This is a genomic window from Candidatus Hinthialibacter antarcticus (genome assembly GCA_030765645.1).
Lineage (GTDB): Bacteria > Hinthialibacterota > Hinthialibacteria > Hinthialibacterales > Hinthialibacteraceae > Hinthialibacter > Hinthialibacter antarcticus.
Window position 1 is genome coordinate 22,627 of the sequence record JAVCCE010000010.1, and the last position, 20,943, is coordinate 43,569.

The 20,943-nt window shown below is 50.3% G+C and carries 19 protein-coding genes; 7 read left to right on the forward strand and 12 right to left on the reverse strand.

Going from position 1 to position 20,943, the window contains the following annotated elements:
- The 6 genes from P9L94_02730 to P9L94_02755 are packed head-to-tail and all read right to left on the reverse strand — an operon-like array spanning position 1 to position 6,085.
- Entirely contained in the window at positions 1-717 is a 717-nt protein-coding gene (locus P9L94_02730; GenBank protein MDP8242970.1) for a glycosyltransferase family 2 protein, read from the reverse strand.
- Positions 710-1,972, reverse strand: a complete 1,263-nt coding sequence (locus P9L94_02735; GenBank protein MDP8242971.1) for an ABC transporter ATP-binding protein — start codon at positions 1,970-1,972, stop codon at positions 710-712. The genes P9L94_02730 and P9L94_02735 overlap by 8 nt, the downstream gene beginning before the upstream one ends.
- Positions 1,969-3,471 (reverse strand): argininosuccinate lyase, encoded by a 1,503-nt coding sequence (gene argH, locus P9L94_02740; protein ID MDP8242972.1) that lies wholly within the window; start codon positions 3,469-3,471, stop codon positions 1,969-1,971. Before argH ends, P9L94_02735 begins: the two co-directional genes overlap by 4 nt.
- Before the next feature lie 44 nt (positions 3,472-3,515).
- Positions 3,516-4,610, reverse strand: a complete 1,095-nt coding sequence (gene dinB / locus P9L94_02745) for a DNA polymerase IV (GenBank protein MDP8242973.1) — start codon at positions 4,608-4,610, stop codon at positions 3,516-3,518.
- Positions 4,611-4,659: 49 nt separating this feature from the next.
- On the reverse strand, positions 4,660-5,181 hold the full coding sequence (locus tag P9L94_02750) for an adenine phosphoribosyltransferase (GenBank protein ID MDP8242974.1): 522 nt from the start codon (positions 5,179-5,181) through the stop codon (positions 4,660-4,662).
- Between the two features lie 34 nt (positions 5,182-5,215).
- Positions 5,216-6,085, reverse strand: coding sequence for a sigma-70 family RNA polymerase sigma factor (locus P9L94_02755; protein MDP8242975.1), 870 nt, complete (start codon positions 6,083-6,085; stop codon positions 5,216-5,218).
- A gap of 233 nt (positions 6,086-6,318) precedes the next feature.
- Between P9L94_02755 and P9L94_02760 the strand changes: the two genes are divergently transcribed.
- Positions 6,319-7,770 (forward strand): O-antigen ligase family protein, encoded by a 1,452-nt coding sequence (locus tag P9L94_02760; protein MDP8242976.1) that lies wholly within the window; start codon positions 6,319-6,321, stop codon positions 7,768-7,770.
- A gap of 153 nt (positions 7,771-7,923) precedes the next feature.
- On the opposite strand, the gene pyrF is transcribed toward P9L94_02760, so the two are convergent.
- Positions 7,924-8,766, reverse strand: a complete 843-nt coding sequence (gene pyrF / locus P9L94_02765; protein ID MDP8242977.1) for an orotidine-5'-phosphate decarboxylase — start codon at positions 8,764-8,766, stop codon at positions 7,924-7,926.
- Positions 8,767-8,885: 119 nt separating this feature from the next.
- Between pyrF and P9L94_02770 the strand changes: the two genes are divergently transcribed.
- The 4 genes from P9L94_02770 to P9L94_02785 all read left to right on the forward strand — a co-directional run bounded on the left by P9L94_02770 (position 8,886) and on the right by P9L94_02785 (position 11,818).
- Positions 8,886-9,449 (forward strand): prepilin-type N-terminal cleavage/methylation domain-containing protein, encoded by a 564-nt coding sequence (locus tag P9L94_02770; protein MDP8242978.1) that lies wholly within the window; start codon positions 8,886-8,888, stop codon positions 9,447-9,449.
- Positions 9,450-9,688: 239 nt separating this feature from the next.
- On the forward strand, positions 9,689-10,123 hold the full coding sequence (locus P9L94_02775) for an iron-sulfur cluster assembly accessory protein (GenBank protein MDP8242979.1): 435 nt from the start codon (positions 9,689-9,691) through the stop codon (positions 10,121-10,123).
- 8 nt (positions 10,124-10,131) lie between these two features.
- On the forward strand, positions 10,132-10,569 hold the full coding sequence (locus P9L94_02780; GenBank protein ID MDP8242980.1) for a metal-dependent hydrolase: 438 nt from the start codon (positions 10,132-10,134) through the stop codon (positions 10,567-10,569).
- A gap of 73 nt (positions 10,570-10,642) precedes the next feature.
- Positions 10,643-11,818: an ATP-binding protein gene (locus tag P9L94_02785; protein ID MDP8242981.1), complete on the forward strand. Its 1,176-nt coding sequence runs from the start codon at positions 10,643-10,645 to the stop codon at positions 11,816-11,818.
- Between the two features lie 79 nt (positions 11,819-11,897).
- On the opposite strand, the gene P9L94_02790 is transcribed toward P9L94_02785, so the two are convergent.
- The 4 genes from P9L94_02790 to hisD form a co-directional block, all read right to left on the reverse strand.
- Positions 11,898-12,926: a 2-oxoacid:ferredoxin oxidoreductase subunit beta gene (locus tag P9L94_02790; protein MDP8242982.1), complete on the reverse strand. Its 1,029-nt coding sequence runs from the start codon at positions 12,924-12,926 to the stop codon at positions 11,898-11,900.
- Positions 12,927-12,931: 5 nt separating this feature from the next.
- Positions 12,932-14,803: a 2-oxoacid:acceptor oxidoreductase subunit alpha gene (locus P9L94_02795; GenBank protein ID MDP8242983.1), complete on the reverse strand. Its 1,872-nt coding sequence runs from the start codon at positions 14,801-14,803 to the stop codon at positions 12,932-12,934.
- 277 nt (positions 14,804-15,080) lie between these two features.
- Complete coding sequence (locus P9L94_02800; protein MDP8242984.1) at positions 15,081-15,716, reverse strand: hypothetical protein; 636 nt, start codon at positions 15,714-15,716, stop codon at positions 15,081-15,083.
- A gap of 2 nt (positions 15,717-15,718) precedes the next feature.
- A complete protein-coding gene (gene hisD, locus P9L94_02805) occupies positions 15,719-17,020 on the reverse strand; it encodes a histidinol dehydrogenase (protein ID MDP8242985.1) in 1,302 nt (433 codons plus the stop codon).
- A gap of 256 nt (positions 17,021-17,276) precedes the next feature.
- On the opposite strand from hisD, the gene P9L94_02810 reads away from it, so the two are divergent.
- Positions 17,277-17,705, forward strand: coding sequence for a c-type cytochrome (locus tag P9L94_02810; GenBank protein ID MDP8242986.1), 429 nt, complete (start codon positions 17,277-17,279; stop codon positions 17,703-17,705).
- 195 nt (positions 17,706-17,900) lie between these two features.
- Here P9L94_02810 and P9L94_02815 read toward each other — a convergent pair whose 3' ends face one another.
- The gene (locus P9L94_02815) at positions 17,901-18,557 is read right to left on the reverse strand and encodes a hypothetical protein (GenBank protein ID MDP8242987.1); all 657 of its coding nucleotides are present in this window, start codon (positions 18,555-18,557) and stop codon (positions 17,901-17,903) included.
- A 725-nt stretch (positions 18,558-19,282) separates the two neighbouring features.
- On the opposite strand from P9L94_02815, the gene P9L94_02820 reads away from it, so the two are divergent.
- On the forward strand, positions 19,283-20,887 hold the full coding sequence (locus P9L94_02820) for a hypothetical protein (GenBank protein MDP8242988.1): 1,605 nt from the start codon (positions 19,283-19,285) through the stop codon (positions 20,885-20,887).
- Positions 20,888-20,943: the final 56 nt, after the last annotated feature.

Consider the following 20,943-nt stretch of genomic DNA (forward strand, 5'->3'; position numbering starts at 1 on the left):
TTAGCGTTCCTGAAAAAAGCGTTTGCGAAATCGCAACAATTCACGAAAGTATGCAATACTGTCGCGAACCGGCTTCACGGTTGAGGCTTTGTCCCAGCGCCGGATAAACAACGCAGGAATTTCGTTCAGTTGCAATCCATGTTTGTGACACAACGCCATGATTTCTGTGTCCCAAAACCAACCGTTCGACTGGGCTTCGTCGAGCAATGGTAAGATGCGCTCCCGCCGGAAAAATTTGTATCCGGTTTCGGTATCTTGATAAGGAAGATCCAACATCGACTTGACCAGCGCCCGGTATGAATTGCTGAGAATGAAGCGGAAAAACGTATCCAGGTTCCAACGAATTTCATAATGACGGTAGGCGGTCGCACCGTCGAATCCGTCTTCAAGCGCTTGCAGCATAGACGGAATGTATCGGCAGTGCACTTCAAGGTCGATGTCGAGAAACCCGACGTAGGTTCCCTCCGACAAACGAAAACCCTCGGCGACTGTACCGCCTCGCCCAATGTTCGTTTCATGCAAAACCGAACGGACGTTCTCTCGTTGTTCGGCGCTTTGCCTGGCGGTTTGAGCGCTGCCGTCGGGGCTGGCGTCGTCGATGAGGATCAATTCATACGAATAATGGACTGCGGCGAGCGTGCGTTCAATCTCTTGCAGGCTGGCTTCGAGATGAGCGCCGTCGTTATAACACGCGATGACCAGAGAGAGATCAACCACCGCCGCCGCCTTCGATGCGGGCGCTGCACGGCAGATGTATTTTTCCGCGAAGCCCGTAGCCTTTGGCTCCCGGCTTGACCATGAAGGGGCAGAGTTCTAAGCGAAGATCAAAGCCTTCATAAAAATTAAAATTCGATCCCGGCCCTTCTTCGCGTTTGCTAAAGCCGATGCTGAGGCTATAAGCGCCGTCGAGCAGGTTCAGCGCTTCAAATTCAAATATCGTTTTCCCCGCGCCGACAATCGAATCCACGTCGCCGACAGTTACGTCCGTTGCGACCGTTGAGAGTTCATAGCCGTCATCCGCATGAAACGCGACCCCGAAAATAGGATACGCAATCGGCTTCTCGGTCTTCCACTGCAACTCGATCCGCACCCGTTCGCCGGTTTCAAACACATAGCGTTCGTCGCCGTTCGCATCGAACATGCGGACGCTAACAATCTTCGCCTCGAACGTCCCCAGGCGGTTGCGGCGAATGATTTCCGCCGAGGGCGCCTCGCCGCGTTGGCGCGCTTCCATAAACTGATGCTGCTTATACAGCGTCACCATGTCGTAGGGACGCCCTTCGCCCAGCATGGCGCCTTTATGGATCACCACAGCCCGGTCGCACAACGACACAATCGCGTCGAGATCATGCGAGACCACCACGATGGTTTTTCCGCTGCGGCGCAGGGCGCGAACATGTTCTTTGCATTTTCGTTGAAAGCGCTGGTCGCCCACCGCCAGAATTTCGTCAACCAGCAGGATATCAGGATCAACATACACACCGACGGCGAAGCCAAGCCGCAAAAACATCCCGGAGGAATAATGCTTAACGGGTGAGTCGATAAATGCTTCCAATTCGCTAAACGCGATGATGTCCGCCATGCGTTCCGCGAGCACGCGGCGGGGGATGCCCAACAATGAGCCGGAGAGAAACACATTTTCGCGGCCCGTCATGTCGGGGTGAAACCCGACTCCAACTTCCAGCAGGCTGGATACGGTTCCGTTGACCTTCAACTCGCCGCTGGTCGGCTCGGTGATGCCCGCAACCAGTTTCAGCAGCGTACTTTTGCCGGAACCGTTGTCGCCGATCAGCCCCAGAATTTCACCGCGATGAATGTCGAGGGTCACGTCTTTGACGGCGTCAATCGCGGTCTCGGTCATCAGGCCGCGCCCGCCGCGTAAGAAGGTTTCTTTCAACGTCGATTGGCGCTCAGAGGAAAGCAAATAGCGTTTCCCGACGCTTCGCATCGAAACCGCCGGGGCGTCGCTCACGCCAAGTCTCCACGCAGGCAGCGCTTTTGCGCCGCATTCAGTTTCTCTTGCTCCGTATCGGTCCATTTCGCCAACGACGAATTTTGATGCGCAAGAGCAGTCAGATGTTTTTTGAGTTGCTGGGGATGCGGCGACCCATCATGATCGCGCTGGGCAATGCACTCCTGCGGTTCGGTCAGATTATGAAATTCATCCATACTCAACGGCTTCACGCCCGCTTCATTCAACAATTGGTTTAGACCATCGAGTTTGAAGCGTCCGCTTTTGCTTTGCCCCACGGCGTCGGACATAATTTTGTAGGTCGAGCGAAACGGCAAATCGCGGGTGCGCGCCAGTGCGTCAGCAATGTCGACCGCATTCAGAAATCCCGTCTCCGCTGCGGAGGCCATCTTGTCAGCATTGACTTTCAGCCCGGCGATCACGTCGCCCAATAAACGCGCGGCGCCCTGCCCTTCGCGAACGGCGTCCATGAAAACGTATTTCGTCCATTGCGCGTCTTTGTTATAGCCGAAAAAATTCGACGCGTTAATCGAAAGCAGCGAAAACGCGTAGCCAAAAATCACGCTGGCTTTACCTTTGATTGCTTCTGCAAAATCCGGGTTGCGCTTTTGCGGCATGATCGAACTGCCGGTGGTGAAATCAGAAGGCAGGCTGAGATAGCCGAATTCATCCGTCGAAAATAAAATCAGCCCCTGCGACGCGGCGGCGAGGCGCTTGAGCATCAGCGCAATGCCGTGTACGAATTCCGCCTCGGCTTCACCGCGCGAATCAATCGCATCGAGGGTATTCTCTTGCACGCCGTCGAACGCCAATAGTTCCGCGACGTACTTACGGTCTATGGGCCAGGTGGTACCATACGACGCCGCCGCGCCCAGCGGGCAGGTGTTCATGCGGCGGTAGAGGTCTTGAAATCGTTGCGCGTCGCGCAAGGCGCCCTGCGCGTACGATGCGCACCAATGCCCCCAGGTGGTCAAGGTCGCTTTGCGGTGATGAGTATAGCCAGGCATGACCGTCGCCGCGTGCGTCTTTGCGCATTTCAACAGCGAGGCGACCAGTTCGTTGAGTTCCTGACAAAACGCCAGAACCCCATCGCGAATGAACAGCTTCATATCCGTCGCGATCTGATCGTTTCGACTGCGTCCGCTGTGCAAACGCCCGCCGATTTTCTCGCCGCATTTATCCGTCACATACGTTTCAATATTGATGTGAACGTCTTCCAGAGCGGGGTCGAGGCGCCATTCGCCTTTTTTCCACTCACTCTCGAGGCGCTTTAACGCGGACAATATTTTTTTCGCTTGCGGCGCGCTATAAACGCCGACCTTTTGCAAGCCCAACGCATGAGCGCGGTTGGTCCAGATATCATAGGGGACAAGCGCATGATCGGCTTCGGGCGACGCAACCACGTCGCGCCCCGCCGCAAACGCGACGAACGCCTCGCGCGCGCTGCCTTTGCTTTCGCTATGCCACACAGGTTTAGAAGAGTTGGTTTGATTTGCCATGATGAGCGATTATATCGCGCAGCGGCAATCCGGTCGACAGGTTGTCACCATAATCGTAATTGTACTTCGCGGTCCGGCAGTTCGGCGTCTACTTCATCCGGGTCATGGAACCCGGCGGAACGTACGCCCAACAAGCGCACTTTCATTCCCTGTAAGGAGAGACGGTCTAACATTCCATTGGCGATTTCCGCAATGACGCCGGCTTCATCGCTGGGCAGCCCGATGGTATTCGACCGGGTGGCGATGCGAAAATCCTCGAAGCGCACCTTGATGCCGATGGTGCGCGCTTTCAATTTTTTCTTCTTCAAGCGCTGCGAAACCATCTCCGCAAGTTCGGTCAAGATACAATTCATCTCTTCTTTATTGCTGAGATCATTCGTAAATGTTCGCTCTTGCGAAACCGATTTCGGCGTACGGCTTGAAACGACTGGCGCGTCGTCCATGCCCTGCGCCAATTGATGCAGGCGTTCGCCGTGCTTGCGGCCTAAAAATTCTTGCAGTTCATCAACCGCGCGTTCACGCAATTGCCCGATGGTGCGAATCTCCATCAATTTCAGGCGGTGGTCGGTTTTCGGCCCCACCCCTGGAATCACCCGCACTGGCAACGGTTCTAAAAAGTTCAGCGCTTCTTCTGGTTTGATGATGAACAGCCCGTCCGGTTTGCGATAATCAGAGGCAACTTTGGCGAGAAATTTATTTGGCCCTACGCCCACCGACGCCGTGAGATCAATTCGGTCATGGATGTCTTTTTTCAGGCGTCTGCTGATTGACAACGCATGTTGAAAATCCATCACCTGCCCGGTGAGGTCAAGATAGGCTTCATCCAGCGAAACCGGTTCAATTTTTTCGGTCAATTCACGAAAGATGACGTGGATCGCCTGGGAGGCTTCACGATAGGCGCTAAACCGGGGCGCCCGCAAGATCGCTTCAGGACATTCCCTCAAGGCTTGCGAGGTCGGCATCGCCGAACGCACGCCAAACTTTCGCGCTTCATACGACGACGCCGCCACCACGCCGCGCTCCGCAGGGCTTCCACCGACGATTACGGGTTTCCCGCGCAACTCAGGAAAATCGCGCTGTTCAACAGACGCATAAAATGCGTCCATATCGACGTGCATGATGATTCGCGTCACTGCCATGTCCCGCAACCCAAAATAATAATTCTATACTGTACAGCGGTTCGCGCGTTTATTCAGAATCGTACGTTGTTAATGTATGCACTGGATAGGGCTGCAATTTCTCGCGCCCGTTCAAAAACGTCAGTTCAACCACGCAGGAAATCCCGGCGATGGTGCAGTCGAATTTTTTCATCAATTGAATCGCCGCTTCCACCGTCCCGCCAGTAGCAAGCAGATCGTCAATAATGATGACCTTGTCGCCCGCTTCGATGGCGTCTTTGTGCACCTCAATCGTCGCCTGCCCGTATTCCAGATCGTAAGATTGTTGATAGGTATCGGCGGGCAACTTGTTGGGTTTGCGTAAAACCACCATGCCCGCATTGAGCTTCAACGCCAACGGCGCGCCAAAGATAAACCCGCGCGACTCAATCGCGACGATCTTTGTGATGCCTTGATCTTTGTACGGCTCCGCCAAGGCGTCGATGGTCCAAGCCAACGCCTCGGGTTTCAACAACAGGGTTGTGATATCAATAAAATTGATTCCCGGTTTGGGAAAATCAGGCACCTGACGGAAAATAGGCTTTAAGTCCACAAAATCACCTCATGCTTGTATAAATTTCTGATTGTTAATTCTCATCAAAAAAATCGGAGATTTCTTCACCGCTTTGGGCAATCATTTCTCGAATCGCCTGCATGCCCTCGTTCTGCAACTGACGGATGCGCTCGCGCGTGAGATTTAACTGTTCGGAAATCTCATTGATGCTCATTGGTTCGCCGTCCTCCAAACCAAACCGCTTTTCCAAAATAAATTTTTGACGGTCATTCAGCCGCTCTATATAAGACTGCAAACGCTCATCCCGCGACAACAACGAAACTTCATAATCAGGCCGTGGAGTATATAAATCTTCAAAGCGGCTGTCGTGGTCTGAGGAACTTTCATCATCGCCTTCGAGCGACTCAATAATATTGGGCGAGAAAATCAAATCGACGATATCTTGCGCCTGCGATTCAGACAATTCGACCTCAAGCGCTTCTTGCAGTTCCCAGGGGTGAGGGTCAGAGCCTTTGTCTTGCGCGAGTTTGTTGAACACCTGTTTTGCGCGGTAGAGGTATTCACGCTTGTGTGAAGGCAAGCGCACAATGCTGCCCTGATTGGTGACGGAACGGTTAATAAACTGACGAATCCACCAAGTGGCGTAGGTGCTGAATCGGCAATTGCGCGAGACGTCAAATTTTTCCACTGCGCGAATCAGCCCCAAATTGCCTTCCTCAATCAGGTCCATCAAGCCCAGCCCTTGGTTCTGATAGCGCTTGGCGATGTTGACCACCAAGCGCAGGTTGCTCAAGATCAATCGGCTGCGGGCTTCATCGTCGCCCGCATGGGTCTTATTGGTCAGATCAATCTCTTCTTCCGCATTTAATAAGGGATATTTCCCTAATTCGCGCAGGTAGAGACCGACTAAATGGCTGTCTGCATGATCTTCAACAAACGACATTGACACCTAAGCCCATTGGGGCGTTATGAAGGATGGTCTATCTTCGTTAAATCAGTTGTAATACGTATATCCGGCAAGCGCACCCGTAGGCGCATCGGTCAATGCTGATTGACGAAACTGAATCCGAATATTTTTCTAGCAACTACTATAAAACTCTATGGTTAGCATGAAATGCTGTCAAGCAGCGCTTCATTCGCTTGACATTGAGATTGAGGGCTTTTAGGGTTTCGCGCATGGTGGATAAAGCACTTTCTAAATTTTCGGCGTCACTGCCCCCCTCCCAACGATGGTTTGAAATTGTCGTCGCGTCTGCAATTATTCTGCTCGGCTTGAGCATGGTGTGGTTATTTGCGTCAGAGTGGGCGCTGCTTGGGACCCTGGGCGCGTTGGTGCTCGCTATTTGCGTCTTGTTTGGGTACGAATATTTTCCGTTAGCGTTATTTGTTACGCTTCCGTTTTCCGTTGAATTTCACCTGAGCGAATCCACCCGGCTCACCTTGCCGACGGAGATGCTGATCCCGCTGCTGGTGGTCTTGTTCGCGGGCGAATGCCTCAAACGCGGCGTGATTCCCATTCGCATGTCATGGATGAACGGCGCGGTGCTGCTTTTTTACTTTATGATGGCGGCGTCATTGTTGTATACCACCCAACCGACCGCGACGCTCAAAGCGATTATTCGTGATTCAGGCTACATTTTGGCAGGATATTATTTCATCCCCCGTTTCGTGACTAGCGAAGCGAGATTAAAGCAGCTTCTCACATTTACGCTGGCGGCGCACATCCTACTGGTTCTATACGGCCTAGGGACGCAGGCCGTCAACGGCTTGCGTATTTACGGCGACCTCGCCTACCCGTTTTTCGTCGAACACTGCATCTATGCAGCGTTTATCACGTTGACCTTAACTTTTTTGCTTGCATTTATGCTGGAAGAAAAGCCCGGCTCCACCCACAGAACATTGATCGCGCTCACGGGCTTCGTCGGCTTCGCGGTTGTACTCACGTTTGTACGCGGCGCTTGGATCAGTATATTCTTTGTTTTGTTATTTTATTTATATCAATTTCGCCACCGCAAATCATCCGTCGATTTAATTCTCACCCTGATCTACATCGCTCTCATCGGCGGCGTTATCGTGATCGGGACCGGCCTCGGCGCCATGCTGATGCAGCGCGTGGAAACCATCACCGACCTTCAATACGTCGCCAACTATGACCGCATTGGACGCTGGGCCGCCGCCTTTGATATCTGGCAAGACCATCTCTGGTTGGGCGCAGGCTGGGGGTCGTATCCCGACGAATATTTCAACTATCTTCGCTATGAAGACGCCTATTCCGCCAAGTTCAGAATGGGGGCGCACAACATCTATTTGGAATTATTGGCTGAAACCGGCGTGTGGGGATTATCGGTGTTTTTGCTGATGATTTACGCCTTTTTCCGCCATGCGCTGCTGCTGCAAACCCGCGCTCAAAGCCGCTTTATCCGAACCACTCTGGCAGCGCTGCAAGGCGCCATGATTACATTTATTATTCACGCCTTCATCAACAATCTAGGGCCTTCCGACAAAATCGGCATCACATTCTGGTGGATATTGGGCATGATCCCAGCGATACAATCGCTGATCGAAAAAGAAGAACTCCCTAAATCAAACACAACAAACAGCGATCTCAACCCCAATCATTCCGAGTAGGAAATTCAATATACCGCTAACAGGCAAACGAATTCTGGCATGGGTGCGACTCTGAGAGCGCCTGTGCATAAGGGCCTGAAAGCCCGCACTGAAGCGAGCAGAGTTGTACACATGCCTCTCGAAGCGTAAGTACAAATAGTTTAGAGATGTCTTCTAATCCTCAATCGGGCGATTAAAGAAATTGCGGCTTTGGTCGGCGAACATCTGCGCCTCGCGCCGCGCCGCTTCGTCAAAATCATCGCCCGGAGATGCATTAATAATCGCCCGCGAGACGTTGATGACCAGGTTGTGATTCTCCGCGCCGCCTGCATACAGCACGTCTTCTAAGTCGCCGCCTTGCACCCCAACGCCCGGACATAAAATGCTCGCGTCCGGCCCCAAAATCGCGCGTACGGTTTCGAGTTCCTCTGGCGCCGTCGCGCCGACGACTGCGCCCAGGTTTCCGCTGGTGTTCCATTTACGAATTTTCTCTGCGACAACCTCATATAGCGGCTGCGTCTTTTCGCCCGGCTCCGAAACCACTTGTTTGGTTTGTAAATCCCGCCGCGACGAGTTCGACGTAAAGCAGAGAATATAACTGCCGCGCTCGGCGTATTTCCGAAACGGCGCAATGGCGTCTTCACCCATGTACGGGTTCAATGTAACCGCGTCCGCCTCTAACTCATCAAACGCAGACATGGCGTAATACTCCGCCGTATGACCGATGTCGCCCCATTTCACGTCAAGAATCACCGGAACCCCATACGCATGAGCAGCGTGAATGGATTGCTTGACCGCCTCGATTCCCTTCGCGCCCCGCGCGGCGTAAAACGCGTAGTTGATCTTATAACTGCAAACCAGATCATGGGTCGCATCAATCACCGCCCGGTTAAAAATCCATTGCGGCGCCGCTTCGTTCTTCACGCAAGCAGGTAGCTTTTCATAGACGGAATCAAGCCCGACGCAGAGAACGCTCTGTCGGTCTTTAATTAATTGACGAAGAGTTTGATTGTACATGTTGGCTCAATATTTCCTTTTCTATACATCATAACAGGTCGCATGGTAATATGAATTAAGATTATCACAAGTTCCCATTTTTTTAATGCGAATGCGCCTAATCTCCGGGGAGAGCCGCCATGAGAAATGGATTCACGTTAATCGAATTATTAATCGTAGTCGCTATTATTGGAATTCTGGCGGCGATTGCCGTACCCAATTTCCTTAACGCGCAAATCCGCGCCAAGATATCCCGCGTCCAGGGTGATTTTAATATGCTTCGCACCGCTCTGGAAATGTACCAGCTCGATCACAACGGCTACCCACGATTCGTTGAGGGAGACGGCCCGGCGCGACGCCTGCCAAACACGCGGCGTTTCATCGACCTCACCACGCCGACGGCCTATATCTCCAGCCCGCCGACGGACCCCTTTGCGGTGTTTAATACGCCCGATGACTACGAACAATGGGGCAATGCGTACGATTACGTCACCGACGACACCGACAACCCGGGACGCACCTATGGCCACCGCTGGCAGGTGAACAGTTGGGGGCCAGACCACGTCAACACTTGGCTCGCGAATTACCCCAACGATTTTTATCACACCTCCAATGGGCTAGTCAGCCACGGCGACATCGGCATCTTCGGGCCAAAGAGCAATCGCTTTCCTGACCAATATCGTGAAGTGCTGCCGCACTGGTAACCAACAGCCCACTGGACACAATGCCATTAGGCTTTTCGCCCCTCTTTTTAAGGAGGGTGGCGCTGAAAGCGCCGGGGGGATCCCAAAACAACAGAAACAAAGCGATACATTCAAACAATAATTCAAGGGCTGGCCTAGCCTGTGACAGACAGGTTCGTTCCAGTCAGCCTTGGCTCGGCGCCTCTTAAGTTAATGACATTGCCACTGGACAAGTTGACAATTGCAGTCAGAATTCAACCATGATCTATTTAACCGAAACCGCCGCGCAAAAAGTCAAAGAGTTTCAGTCTCATCAAAACCGCCCCGACGCCGCCCTTCGTGTAGCCGTTCTTGGCGGCGATTGCGCGGGCCTGAAATATTTCATCGGCCTGGACGACTTCAGAAGCGCCGATGACGTCGTCATTCGCAGCGAGGGCGTCCGCATCTTCGCCGATTCGACCAGTGCGCCGCTTCTCGAAGGGTCTGACATCGAATGGCTTGAAGTCGATGACGACGCGGGCTTCGTCATCCTGAACCCCAACAAAGGCCGCAGCCGCGGCGGTTGCAGCAACGACGGCGACGGCGAAGGCTGCATGACCAAGGGTGACGGCAAACATTGCGTGAAATCCGAAAGCAAATGTAAAAGCTGCGCCGATTCATCCAAAGAGCCGATCCCCATTTCACTACTTGACTGACGCGTCTCATGCCGGGATACAAAACTCACATCGCCGCCTCGCTCTTGTTCTGCGGCGGGCTTTATTTTTTCCCTTTCTGGGAACCGCTCCCCATTCTGGGCAAAGCCGCCTGCGTCGCGATCTGTGTATTTTTCGGGCTATGGCCGGACGTGGACACCAAAAGCAAAGGCCAGGTGGTGTTTCTCATTCTATTTCTAATCGTGGATGGAATTTTGATCTTACGGCAGGAGTTCGAACGCGCCGCTTATTTGGGGATGCTGATTACTCTGCCGCTGTTGGCGCGCCATCGCGGCTGGACGCACCAATGGCTGGCGATGGTGTTGATTCCCGGCGGCCTCTATTTCGCTGCGGTGCACTATACCGGCGCACACCCCGGCGACCTGCTTCCCTACCTGCTCGCCGCCCTCCTCGGCTACGCCAGCCACCTCGTCGCGGATAAGTTTTAGAGATTACTCTTGATAGATACCGATTGTATGATACAAAGCAATAGAAAGATTTTATGAAATGAGCGTAATTACGATGCCAAAAGATTACTCGCCTTTTACACCAGGAGTCCCTGTAGATCGCGAATACTTTATAGGTCGTGAAAATGAAATAACGACTTTCATCGACACGATCAGAAAATCAGTGCATAGAAAATCTTTTGAACGTATGTTTGTGCTTGGGGAGAGAGGAATCGGAAAAAGTTCTCTATGCAAACATGCAAGTTTTGTCGCAGAGCAGCAATGTGAAATCATGAGTGTTCATGTTTCGCTAGGTGGCGTGAGCACATTAGATGAAGCCGTTAAGCGTATTTTTGATGCACTTATAAAAGATAATGTAGACAAACCTTGGTTTGGGTCAATAAAAAAGTTCTTTGGTAATCATATAAGCCAAATTGGTTTATTCGGCATAGACTTTGAATTCAACATTAGTGACCGTGATTTAAAGAAAGCAGTCCGAGAATTTATTCCAGCTTTGATGGATCTTATTCAAAAGATCAAAAACAGAAAAGGCATCCTTCTTATTTTGGATGACATTAATGGTCTAGCTGCACTTCCTGAATTTGCTCATTGGTTAAAAAGTACAGTAGACCAAGTAGCAATAAAACAAAAACCGTTCCCTGTTACTCTCGTACTGGTTGGGTTGGCGGAACGAAGAAATCAATTAATCTATACTCAACCATCATTAGACCGTGTTTTTGATTTAATCGACATTTTGCCTTTCGAAGAAGCCAAATCAAATGACTTTTTTTTAAATGCATTCAATACAGTCAATGTTAAAATCAAAGATGATGCTCTAAAAGTCTTATGGCAATATTCGCAAGGCTATCCGGTTTTCATGCATGAAATTGGAGATGCCGTTTTTAAACATGATAACGATGGAGTTATTTCATCGGAAGATGTTTATTTAGGTTCCGTTGACGCAACTCAAGTCATAGGAAAGAAATACATAGAATCAAATGTACTATCAGCAGTACATAGCCCTAAATATAAATCCATATTAAAACGTTTTAGCAAGAGAGAAATTGCATTTGCTTTCACAAGACAAGAATCTCTTGAAAAATTAAACAATGAAGAATCTAAGGTCTTTGATAATTTTATTAGAAGAATGAAAAAGTTGAATGTAATTTGTCAAAATAATGAATTAGGCCTTGGCACATATCAATTCACAAGTCTTCCTTATTATTTGTATTTCACTTTACATCGGAAATGATATTCACTCATCTAATCAAAAAAAGCCGCCCCGGTTGTTTCACCAAGGCGGCTTCGTATTATATCACTTGATAAAAACCCTAATTTACGACCCAGGTTTCGCCGGAATGCAGCAGCGCTTTTAAGTCGCCGCCGGGTTTGTCCTGTTGCGCTTTCTCGACTTGGACGCGAACATCTTCATCATAAATCGGGCGATGCACCTGACGAAAAATCCCAACAGGGGCGGGAAACTCAGGATAATTCATCCCTGACAGCATATACGCCCGAGTCGGGTCCTGACGAGTGGAATCATGTACCAGCAGATCGCTTTCCGACACGCCGTTTTCACCAATGACAACGGCTTCAAGTTCATGGTCGGCATTAAGGCGAATGCCCTTCTCGCCGTCTTTGCCAAAGCGCATCGGCTGACCGTCTTCCAACTCCATCACCGTATCGGATTTCAACTTGCGGTCGGTCGCCCATTCCCAGGCGCCGTCGTTGAAGATGTTGCAATTCTGTAAGATTTCGACGAACGATGTCCCTTTGTGCCGCGCCGCCGCTTCCAGCGTCTCCGCCAGATGTTTGGTATACACATCCACCGAACGCGCAACGAAACTCGCCTCAGCGCCCAACGCAATGCGCAACGGGTGCAGCGGGTTATCGACCGATCCGTACGGCGTCGATTTTGTTTTCTTACCGCATTCTGAGGTCGGTGAATATTGCCCCTTAGTCAGACCATAAATACGGTTGTTGAATAGCAGGATGGTTATATCCACATTGCGGCGGATCGCGTGAATCAAGTGGTTACCGCCAATGCTGAGCGCATCGCCGTCGCCGGTAATGACGAACACATGCAACTCGGGGCGCATGATCTTTAACCCCGTCGCAAACGCAGGCGCCCGCCCGTGGATCGAATGCAACCCGTAGGTATCCATATAATAGGGGAACCGGCTCGAGCAGCCGATGCCGGAAATAAAGGCGATGTCCTTTTTAGGAATCTGCATATTCGCCAGCGCTTTTTTCATCTGCGTCAAAATCGAATAGTCGCCGCAGCCGGGGCACCAGCGCACGTCTTGTTCTGAGCCGTAATCTTTCGGCGTTAATTTGGGTTCTTGAGGCGCGATCGCCATCGTCATTACTCCTCTAATGCCTTCGTAATAGCAGACTGAATTTCTGAAATCTGGAATGGACGGCCTTGGATTTTATTCAGCCCCTTGGCTTTCACCAGAAACTTGGAACGAATCAACATGCGCAATTGGCCCAGGTTGAGTTCGGGAATCAACACATTTTTGAAGTTCGACAACACTTCGCCCAAATTTTTGGGGAACGGATTCAAATAACGCAAGTGCGCACTGGAAACCGACTTCCCTGCCTTGCGGGCGCGGTCAACGGCGGTTGTGATCGAACCGTACGTCCCGCCCCAGCCCAAGACCAACAGATCGCCGGTCTCTTTTCCGTTCACTTGCAGCGGTGGGATGTCTTCCGCAATGCCGTCGATCTTGTTCTGGCGCAACCGCACCATGAAATCGTGGTTTTCCGGGTCATAACTGACAGCGCCTGTGATGTGCTGTTTTTCCAAACCGCCCAGGCGGTGCTGCAAACCTTCCGTACCAGGGATCGCCCAGGGGCGCCCCAAACGCTCGTCGCGAATATACGGCTGGAAGCCCTTTTCCGAATTGACCTCAGTGGTGTAGTTCACTTCAATCTTCGGCAGCGATTCAACGTCAGGAATTCGCCAAGGCTCAGCGCCGTTGGCCAGATAGCCGTCAGAAAGCAGAATCACGGGCGTCATGAACTTCAGCGCAATACGCGCCGCTTCCAACGCCATATCGAAGCAATCCGCAGGCGTCGCCGGAGCCACAATCGCTACAGGCGATTCGCCGTTACGTCCAAAAATAGATTGCAACAGGTCGGATTGCTCGGTCTTAGTTGGAAGCCCAGTGCTGGGTCCTCCGCGCTGGACGTTCACAATCACAGCGGGCAGTTCGGTCATTACGCCAAGCCCGATGGCTTCCATCTTCAACGCCAGGCCGGGGCCGCTGGTTCCGGTCACTGCCAGGCAGCCGCCAAACGAAGCGCCCAACACGGCGCACATCGCCGCGATTTCGTCTTCGGCTTGAAAGGTGGTTGCGCCGTGATTTTTATGCGCAGCGATTTCATGCAAAATATCGCTGGCAGGCGTGATTGGGTAACTTGCGTAAAACAATGGCTTATCAGAGAGTTTTGAGGCTGCGACTAAACCCAACACTACAGCGCTGTTACCGGTAACTTTGCGGTACACGCCGGGTTTGATATCGGCTTTATCGACTTTATAAGAACTGGTAAACAATTCAGCCGTTTCGCCGTAGTGATACCCAGCCTTGAGAGCGCGCGTATTGGCTTCGAGCAGGTTTTCTTTTCCGGCGAATTTTTTCTCGATCCAGCGTGTAGTAGATTCAATGGGGCGGTTATAGACCCAAAATGCAAGCCCCAGCATGAAGAAATTTTTACAGCGGTCGCCAGACTTGCGGTCGAGTCCCAATCCTTCAATCGAATCGCGATTCAATTTCGTAAGTGGAATCGCCACAACCTGATAACTGCTGAGTGAACCATCTTCCAACGGGTTCTCTTTGTAGCCTGCTTTTTCCAAACTATCTTTGGAGAAAGATTCAGAGTTGACGACTAACAGGCCGCCGTCAACCAATTCTATCAAATTGGCTTTCATCGCCGCCGGGTTCATAGCGAACAGCGCATCAATACCGTCGCCGGGCGTATGAATGTCCTGGCTGGCGAAATTGATCTGAAATCCGCTGACGCCAGCGAGCGTTCCCGCCGGAGCGCGAATTTCCGCCGGAAAGTCCGGCAATGTCGCCACATCGTTACCGTGAATGACGGAGCTGGTGGTGAATTGGCTGCCCATCAGCTGCATACCGTCGCCAGAGTCGCCGGCAAAGCGCACTGTGGCGGATTCAATCGCCTGAATCTTTCGATTCAGGTTTACGGGGTCTAAGGATTCCGCAGTAGACATTCTTTTAATTTTAACTCCAAATGCGTAGAAATTGCGCACGAACCCAAGCATTGGTCTCATACGCGTTAAAACGGTGACTCACCTGGGGAAGGTTTCTCGTGTGAGAGGGCGATGATGATGACCGGTGGTGAACAACGCCGTTTGGTATTTCAACTACTTTATTTTCAGTACGTTACAGAAAAAAATATGCTTCTAATACTGTATAGTGTATTCCACGCCGCCTAATACGCAACGTGGAACACATTATATTCTATAAACTTTATAGGATATATCAAGATTACTTAGTCGATATATCAATAAATCCTGCGACGCCAACGGTATGGCCTTTGCGCCACGGGCATGGATTCAACGACGCGCGGGTCGCTTCACCAAATGCGCGGAACACCGCTTCCCAGATATGGTGGGGGTCTTCACCCGACAGAATGTCAATATGGATAGTCGCGCGGGCGCCTTGCGCGACGCCGCCTAAGAAGTTCCATAAATCCATGCAAAGCATGTCTTCAACCCGCTCTGGAATCACAACCGAGCCGCGATTAAAGTAAAAGCCGCTGCGGTATTCATACGATATTCGGGCGCGGGCGACGGCTTCGTCGATGAAACTTTCTCCAATTCCACTTGCGTTAACCCCTTGATTTTTAATCATTTGGTCAGTAACGCGCAACAGCGCCTCGCCAAAACATTGCCCTGCGTCTTCAGCGATGACGTGTTGGAGCACAAATTCTTTCATCTCGACCGAACAAGACAAATTCAAGCACGAACGCCAGGCCCATTGCTCAATCATGTGGCTGAGAAAATGAATGGTCGTGTCGATATTCCCTTTTAAGTTGGGGTCCATCTCTCCACCTTTGATGCCGGTGATGATGGTCGACTCACGGGTTGCCCGTTGAATTGTGACTGGATCAAATTGAAACATACTCAGCCTTTCCTTTCTGTCCGTACGGCGGCTGCGTGAGCAGGGAACCCTTCAAAATCAGCAAATACAGCAACGTGGTCCCGCAGCGATTCGTAGCCTTCTTCGGTGACATAACTAAGCGACGTGCGCTTCATGTAATCATGCACGGTAACCACTGATGATGTCTTCGCCCGCCCGCCAGTCGGCAGAATGGCGTTAACGCCCAGCGAATAATTGCAAATTGAAATGGGCGTAAACGGCCCCATCATAATTTCGCCTGCGTTTGTCAACTTTGTCACCAACGCCATCGGGTCTTTGGTGAGCACTTCCAAGTGCTCCGGCGCATAATCATTCGTAAACGCAATGGCTTCTTCTAATGTATCGGTCAAAACGACGCCGCCATAATTCGAAAACACCGTGGTGACGTAATCCTTTTGTTTTTCCGGCAAGGCATTTATCTTGTCAGGAAGAATCCTGACCAGTTCATTCGCCAATTTTTCACTATGGGTCACTGCGAGCGCGGCGGAATACGGCCCATGCTCCGCTTCTATTAATAGGTCTGTCGCAACCAATTCTGGATTGGCAAACTCATCGGCAAGAATAATAGATTCACTAGGCCCAGCGGGAGTTCCGAAGTCCATTACGCCATAAAGTATTTTCTTAGCCGCCGACGCGTAAATGTTGCTAGGTCCAAGCATTTTAAGAACAGGGATAATCGTTTCCGTCCCCAATGCAAAGGCAGCAACCGCTTGAACGCCGCCGAAGCGGTATATTTCATCAATTCCAACAAGTTCAGCCGCGTAAAGTGAGGCGTCATCGACAGTTCCGTCAGCCTGTGGCGGCGTAACCACTGCGATGCGACCAACGCCAGCAATCTTCGCCGGGACGCCAAGCATCAACAGTACAGATGGATAGGCCGCCGTACCGCGCGGAACATAAAGCACGCAGCTTTCGATTGGAGAAACCTTCTCGCCGCACATGAGGCCGGGGCCAACTTCGGTAAACCATAGTTCTTCGGGCATCTGGCGCTCATGAAAGGTCTTGATATTCTGATACGAAATATCAATCGCTTTTTTGACTTTGGGATCAAGCCGGGCGCCTGCGGCTTTGATTTCTTCCTGCGTAACCCGCAGGCCGCATTGGCTCAAGTCGGCGCCGTCAAACTCTTTCGTTAGCGCCACGATGGCTTTGTCGCCTTGCGCTTTGACGCGGTCTATAATCTCTTGCGCCTTGGGGATAAACGCATCAATATCCTGCCCGGAGCGGGCGAGTATTTTGGCCTTTTGTGAGTCAGGCGTTTGGTTCCAACGATATATAGGAATCATTTTTGTATTTCTACCTTCGTTTAAGTATCGTAAAATTTTAGCATGTATCAATCAGTTACCGAGGGGCGCAAACCGGCTTAATCGTAAGAAATGGGGTTTTTCGATACACTTTCTCGATATAGACATTGTATAACCTGAATTTTTTTCATAAAATGCCCAAACTTTTCGACGCATTCGATCATAACTGCATAGAATATCATCTTCCGAACCGAACAGCGCCGTTGAATGCGTAAATGAATCAAAAGGAGCCTTTCCAATGAAGATGAAGAAATATTTATCGGCGGCAATGGGTATAGCGACGCTCGTATGTTTTGTTTTGGTCGTGAGTGGAGACTCTCAACTCTGGAGCCAGGAAAAAGAGCAACCGTCTTTTGCAAAGAATCTTCAGGTGCTGGAATTTGAAAGCAAAGAAGAATTATTTGCGTATATGCAAGAACTTCAACAAGCGCTCGGCGTCAAATGCAACTTCTGCCATGACGTGAAAAGCGGGTTCCACGTTGACAACCCCGACTTGCATAAAGAAATCGCCCGTAATTTTATGAAAATGGTGAAAGGCCTCAATGAAGGCTTCTTCAAAGACATGGATGACAAGGTAACTTGCTTTACATGCCACCAAGGCCGCAAGCACCCGGTGAATAGCCTGGCGGATTTAAAGAAACTCCAAGCAGCCGAAGCAAGCAACTAAACGAACACACTATATCAACCAAAAATGGCCCTCAATCGAGGGCCTTTTTTAATGTTATGTGAATCAGCGCAAATATTTGGCCTATTTATAAGGCGCGGGCGCTTCTCATTGAGCGCCTGTGCAAGAGGGCATGAAAGCCCGCACTGAAGCGAAGAGAGAAGTGCCCGCGCCTTATAAATACAGCTTGGTTCCACCTCATCCGGCGTATTTTATATAGCCGGTCGCGTGGCGGTTCACTGGAGTTCGACGCGTATCAGTGTCCGTGAAATAGACTGGAGTGAACTTGAAACAAAGTTCCATATCTTCAATCATTCCATGAAGTTCTGAAATAATGGGAACAGCGGCTTCGTACATGGTTTTTCCGCCGCTGCCTTTGACTTCACTGGCGTCCATCAATTTTCCCCGTTTGAAAACAGTACCAACAGGGTTTACTTTTTTACCGCCGCCGCCGCCAGCCGCATTGCGAATGGCGCCCTGCGCACGAGATATCTTAAATCGTAGTTTATATTCTTTGTCGCCGCTTTTAAGAACAATTCCATCGTTGACTGGAACATTCCCGACGATAGCGGAAAACACGATTTGGTCGGTGAAGCGGCCTTCTAATTTGCAATCGCCAATGGTTCCCTCTAATTTGTCCGAAACGGGAAAGGTGCCAAAGGTGTTAGGGACGGTTTTTCCTGTAAAACGTAACCGGACAGGGATGCCTTCGATCTCGCCGCGCAATCCACTGTTGTATGGGTAATTTCCTTGAAGAGTGCTGTGCCAGACGGCATAGTCCACATCGAGTTTCACATCAACTCGGCCCTTTTCACGAACAATCTCCCGCAGTTGGGACAGGCTATCAGAAGTCATCACGATTTCACCTTTCCAAAACATCACGCCTATTTCACTACGAAGCAGGCTGAGAGTCAATTCATATAACCACTTGAAAAGAAAGAATTAAGTTTAAGCATTACAGTAATCTAATTGCCGCCGAAGCGTCATATAGTCAATAACTAACTATAATATAACGACTTATAGAATTATCCCCATCATTGCGCTCAAAAATTACTTCACTTTAAAATTTACGATTTACTCAATATTGAACAAACTTTGTGTTTTTCAAATAATCCCCGCTTTTTTGATTGACAAGTGAGGCCGCTGTTGGCATTATACAATTTAATCATCGGGGTTGAGGGACTTATGATGGTTGAGGTGTTGGCGAAACGAAGCAAGATTGATTAATAACCGTTTCTCCACACGGTCCCCGGTGAATTAACCGCAAAATTCGAATGAGAATTTTGCATTTGAATAAATTATAACGGTTCTTACCCCAAGACTAGTAAGTTAAGGGGATAGAGTTGTTTGTAATATATTTAAGGCTACTTTTTACCCGCCTTGGATCGTCTGGTCGAAGCAGTTTTTTTTCATTCCTATTTTTCTTTCAAGCCAGCCCTCGTTAGCAGATTTGGCGTAGATTTCTTTACACCAAAACTCTGCAACTTCGTCTCAAATCAACCGACAGGTCAAGGGTATTTCCTTGACAAAACCTGAGCACAAATGCTCATAAACCAAAATTCTTAAAGGAGTTAGGGACCATGACGTCAAACCCTCAAACAACCCCTGAGGCAAAACCTGAAACAAAATCTCCCCCTTCCCCCTCTGGACTCACAGGGAAAGGCTACGCATCCGGCTTATTAATGACAGGAGTCGTCATTGTTGGCTCTTGGATGGGCATGGCGGCGTATATTGACTATCGCCTGCAAGATGTTGAAAAACACCTGGCCAATAACCGGGAAACCATCGTGGCGCAAGTCAAAGAAGAGACTCAAAATGCAAGAGATACGCTTGTTCTTCAGACCAGCAAAAACTCTTCGATTTTAGCGCAAGGCATCTTAGAAATCACCGATAACACCAATCAGGGATTCAAAAACACAAAAGAAGCCCTGACCGCGTACCAAAGTAGTATGAATGAAAGCCAACAATCGACCGCGACGGCATTAAAACAAGACATCGAAGCCGCGCGCCAAGCCGTTATCGAAGAATTATCGTCATCACAGCAAAAGATATCTAAAAGTTTAGTCGCCCAATGGGATAAAACCCAAACCGTTCAGTCTCAAGCGCTCGAAACGGCGCTCGGAAATCTGCAATCATCACAAGATAAATCGACAGGAAAGATACTCGCTGCGGTCGATACCGTCGGCAGCGAAGTCAAAGGCGCAAAAAGCGCGATCAATGAAAGCCTCAATTCTTCAATGAAGTCGCTGCAAGACCTGGTCAAAAACGGCAACATCAATCAACGCGAACAATTCACGCAACTTCTCGCCAGTCTTGGCGGCATCAACGAACAAACAGTTGGAACAAACGAAACCATCGGGAACCAGTTGCAGGGACTGGCCGAACAGGTTTCAGTCTTACACCAGAACATGAAAACCACGCAGGGTTCGCTCGACCAAGTACAAGCCTTCATGCCGGAAATTCGTAAAACCTACGAAACGCAGTGGGCGGAATGGGTCAAATATTCAGATGAAAATGTGGGACAACTCGCCTCGAACATCTCTGAGATTCATGGGCGCATCAATGAAATGAACAAAGGACTCGAAGCAGCGTCCGATTCGATGATGAACGCCCTGTACGTCAATTCACAAGGGCTCGAAGGTACCCGCGTTGACCTCAAGTCTGATCTGGTCATCTCCCACGAAGAGACCTCGGCCCAGCTGCAAGACCTATCGCAATCCCTGCAAGCCATTTCATCCGAACTAAAGACCCTGCAAACCAAAGTCAACGACCCGGATAATTCAGCCATCGGCTTCAACGGCGATGAATCCAAAAAGCATGTAGAAACGCTCAAAACCGCCATGTCGGAATTCAGTAAAACCTTAGGCGGCGTTCGCGACAACCTGACAACCGCCCTGCTGCCCGGGCTGAAACAACTCGAGCAATCGTCCAATGATGAAAGCGTAAAAGAATCCGTCCAGTTATTGAAAAAAGCCGTAGATGATGTTGAAACGCTGATTTCAACCACCGAACAACAACGCAATTCGATTGAAGCGAGTTTGCAGAGAGGCGGCGCCATCGCCTTGGAAGACTCCGCGCTGAGTGAAAGTTCCACACAAGTTCATTCAGCGGAAAACCAAACGGAAACCATAGAGCAACATCCCGAACACCGAACAGAACACGCTTTAGGTTTTCGATTATATTGACGAAGAGAGATACCTAGAACAACATGGAAAGGCCGGCGATTCGTCGGCCTTTTTTT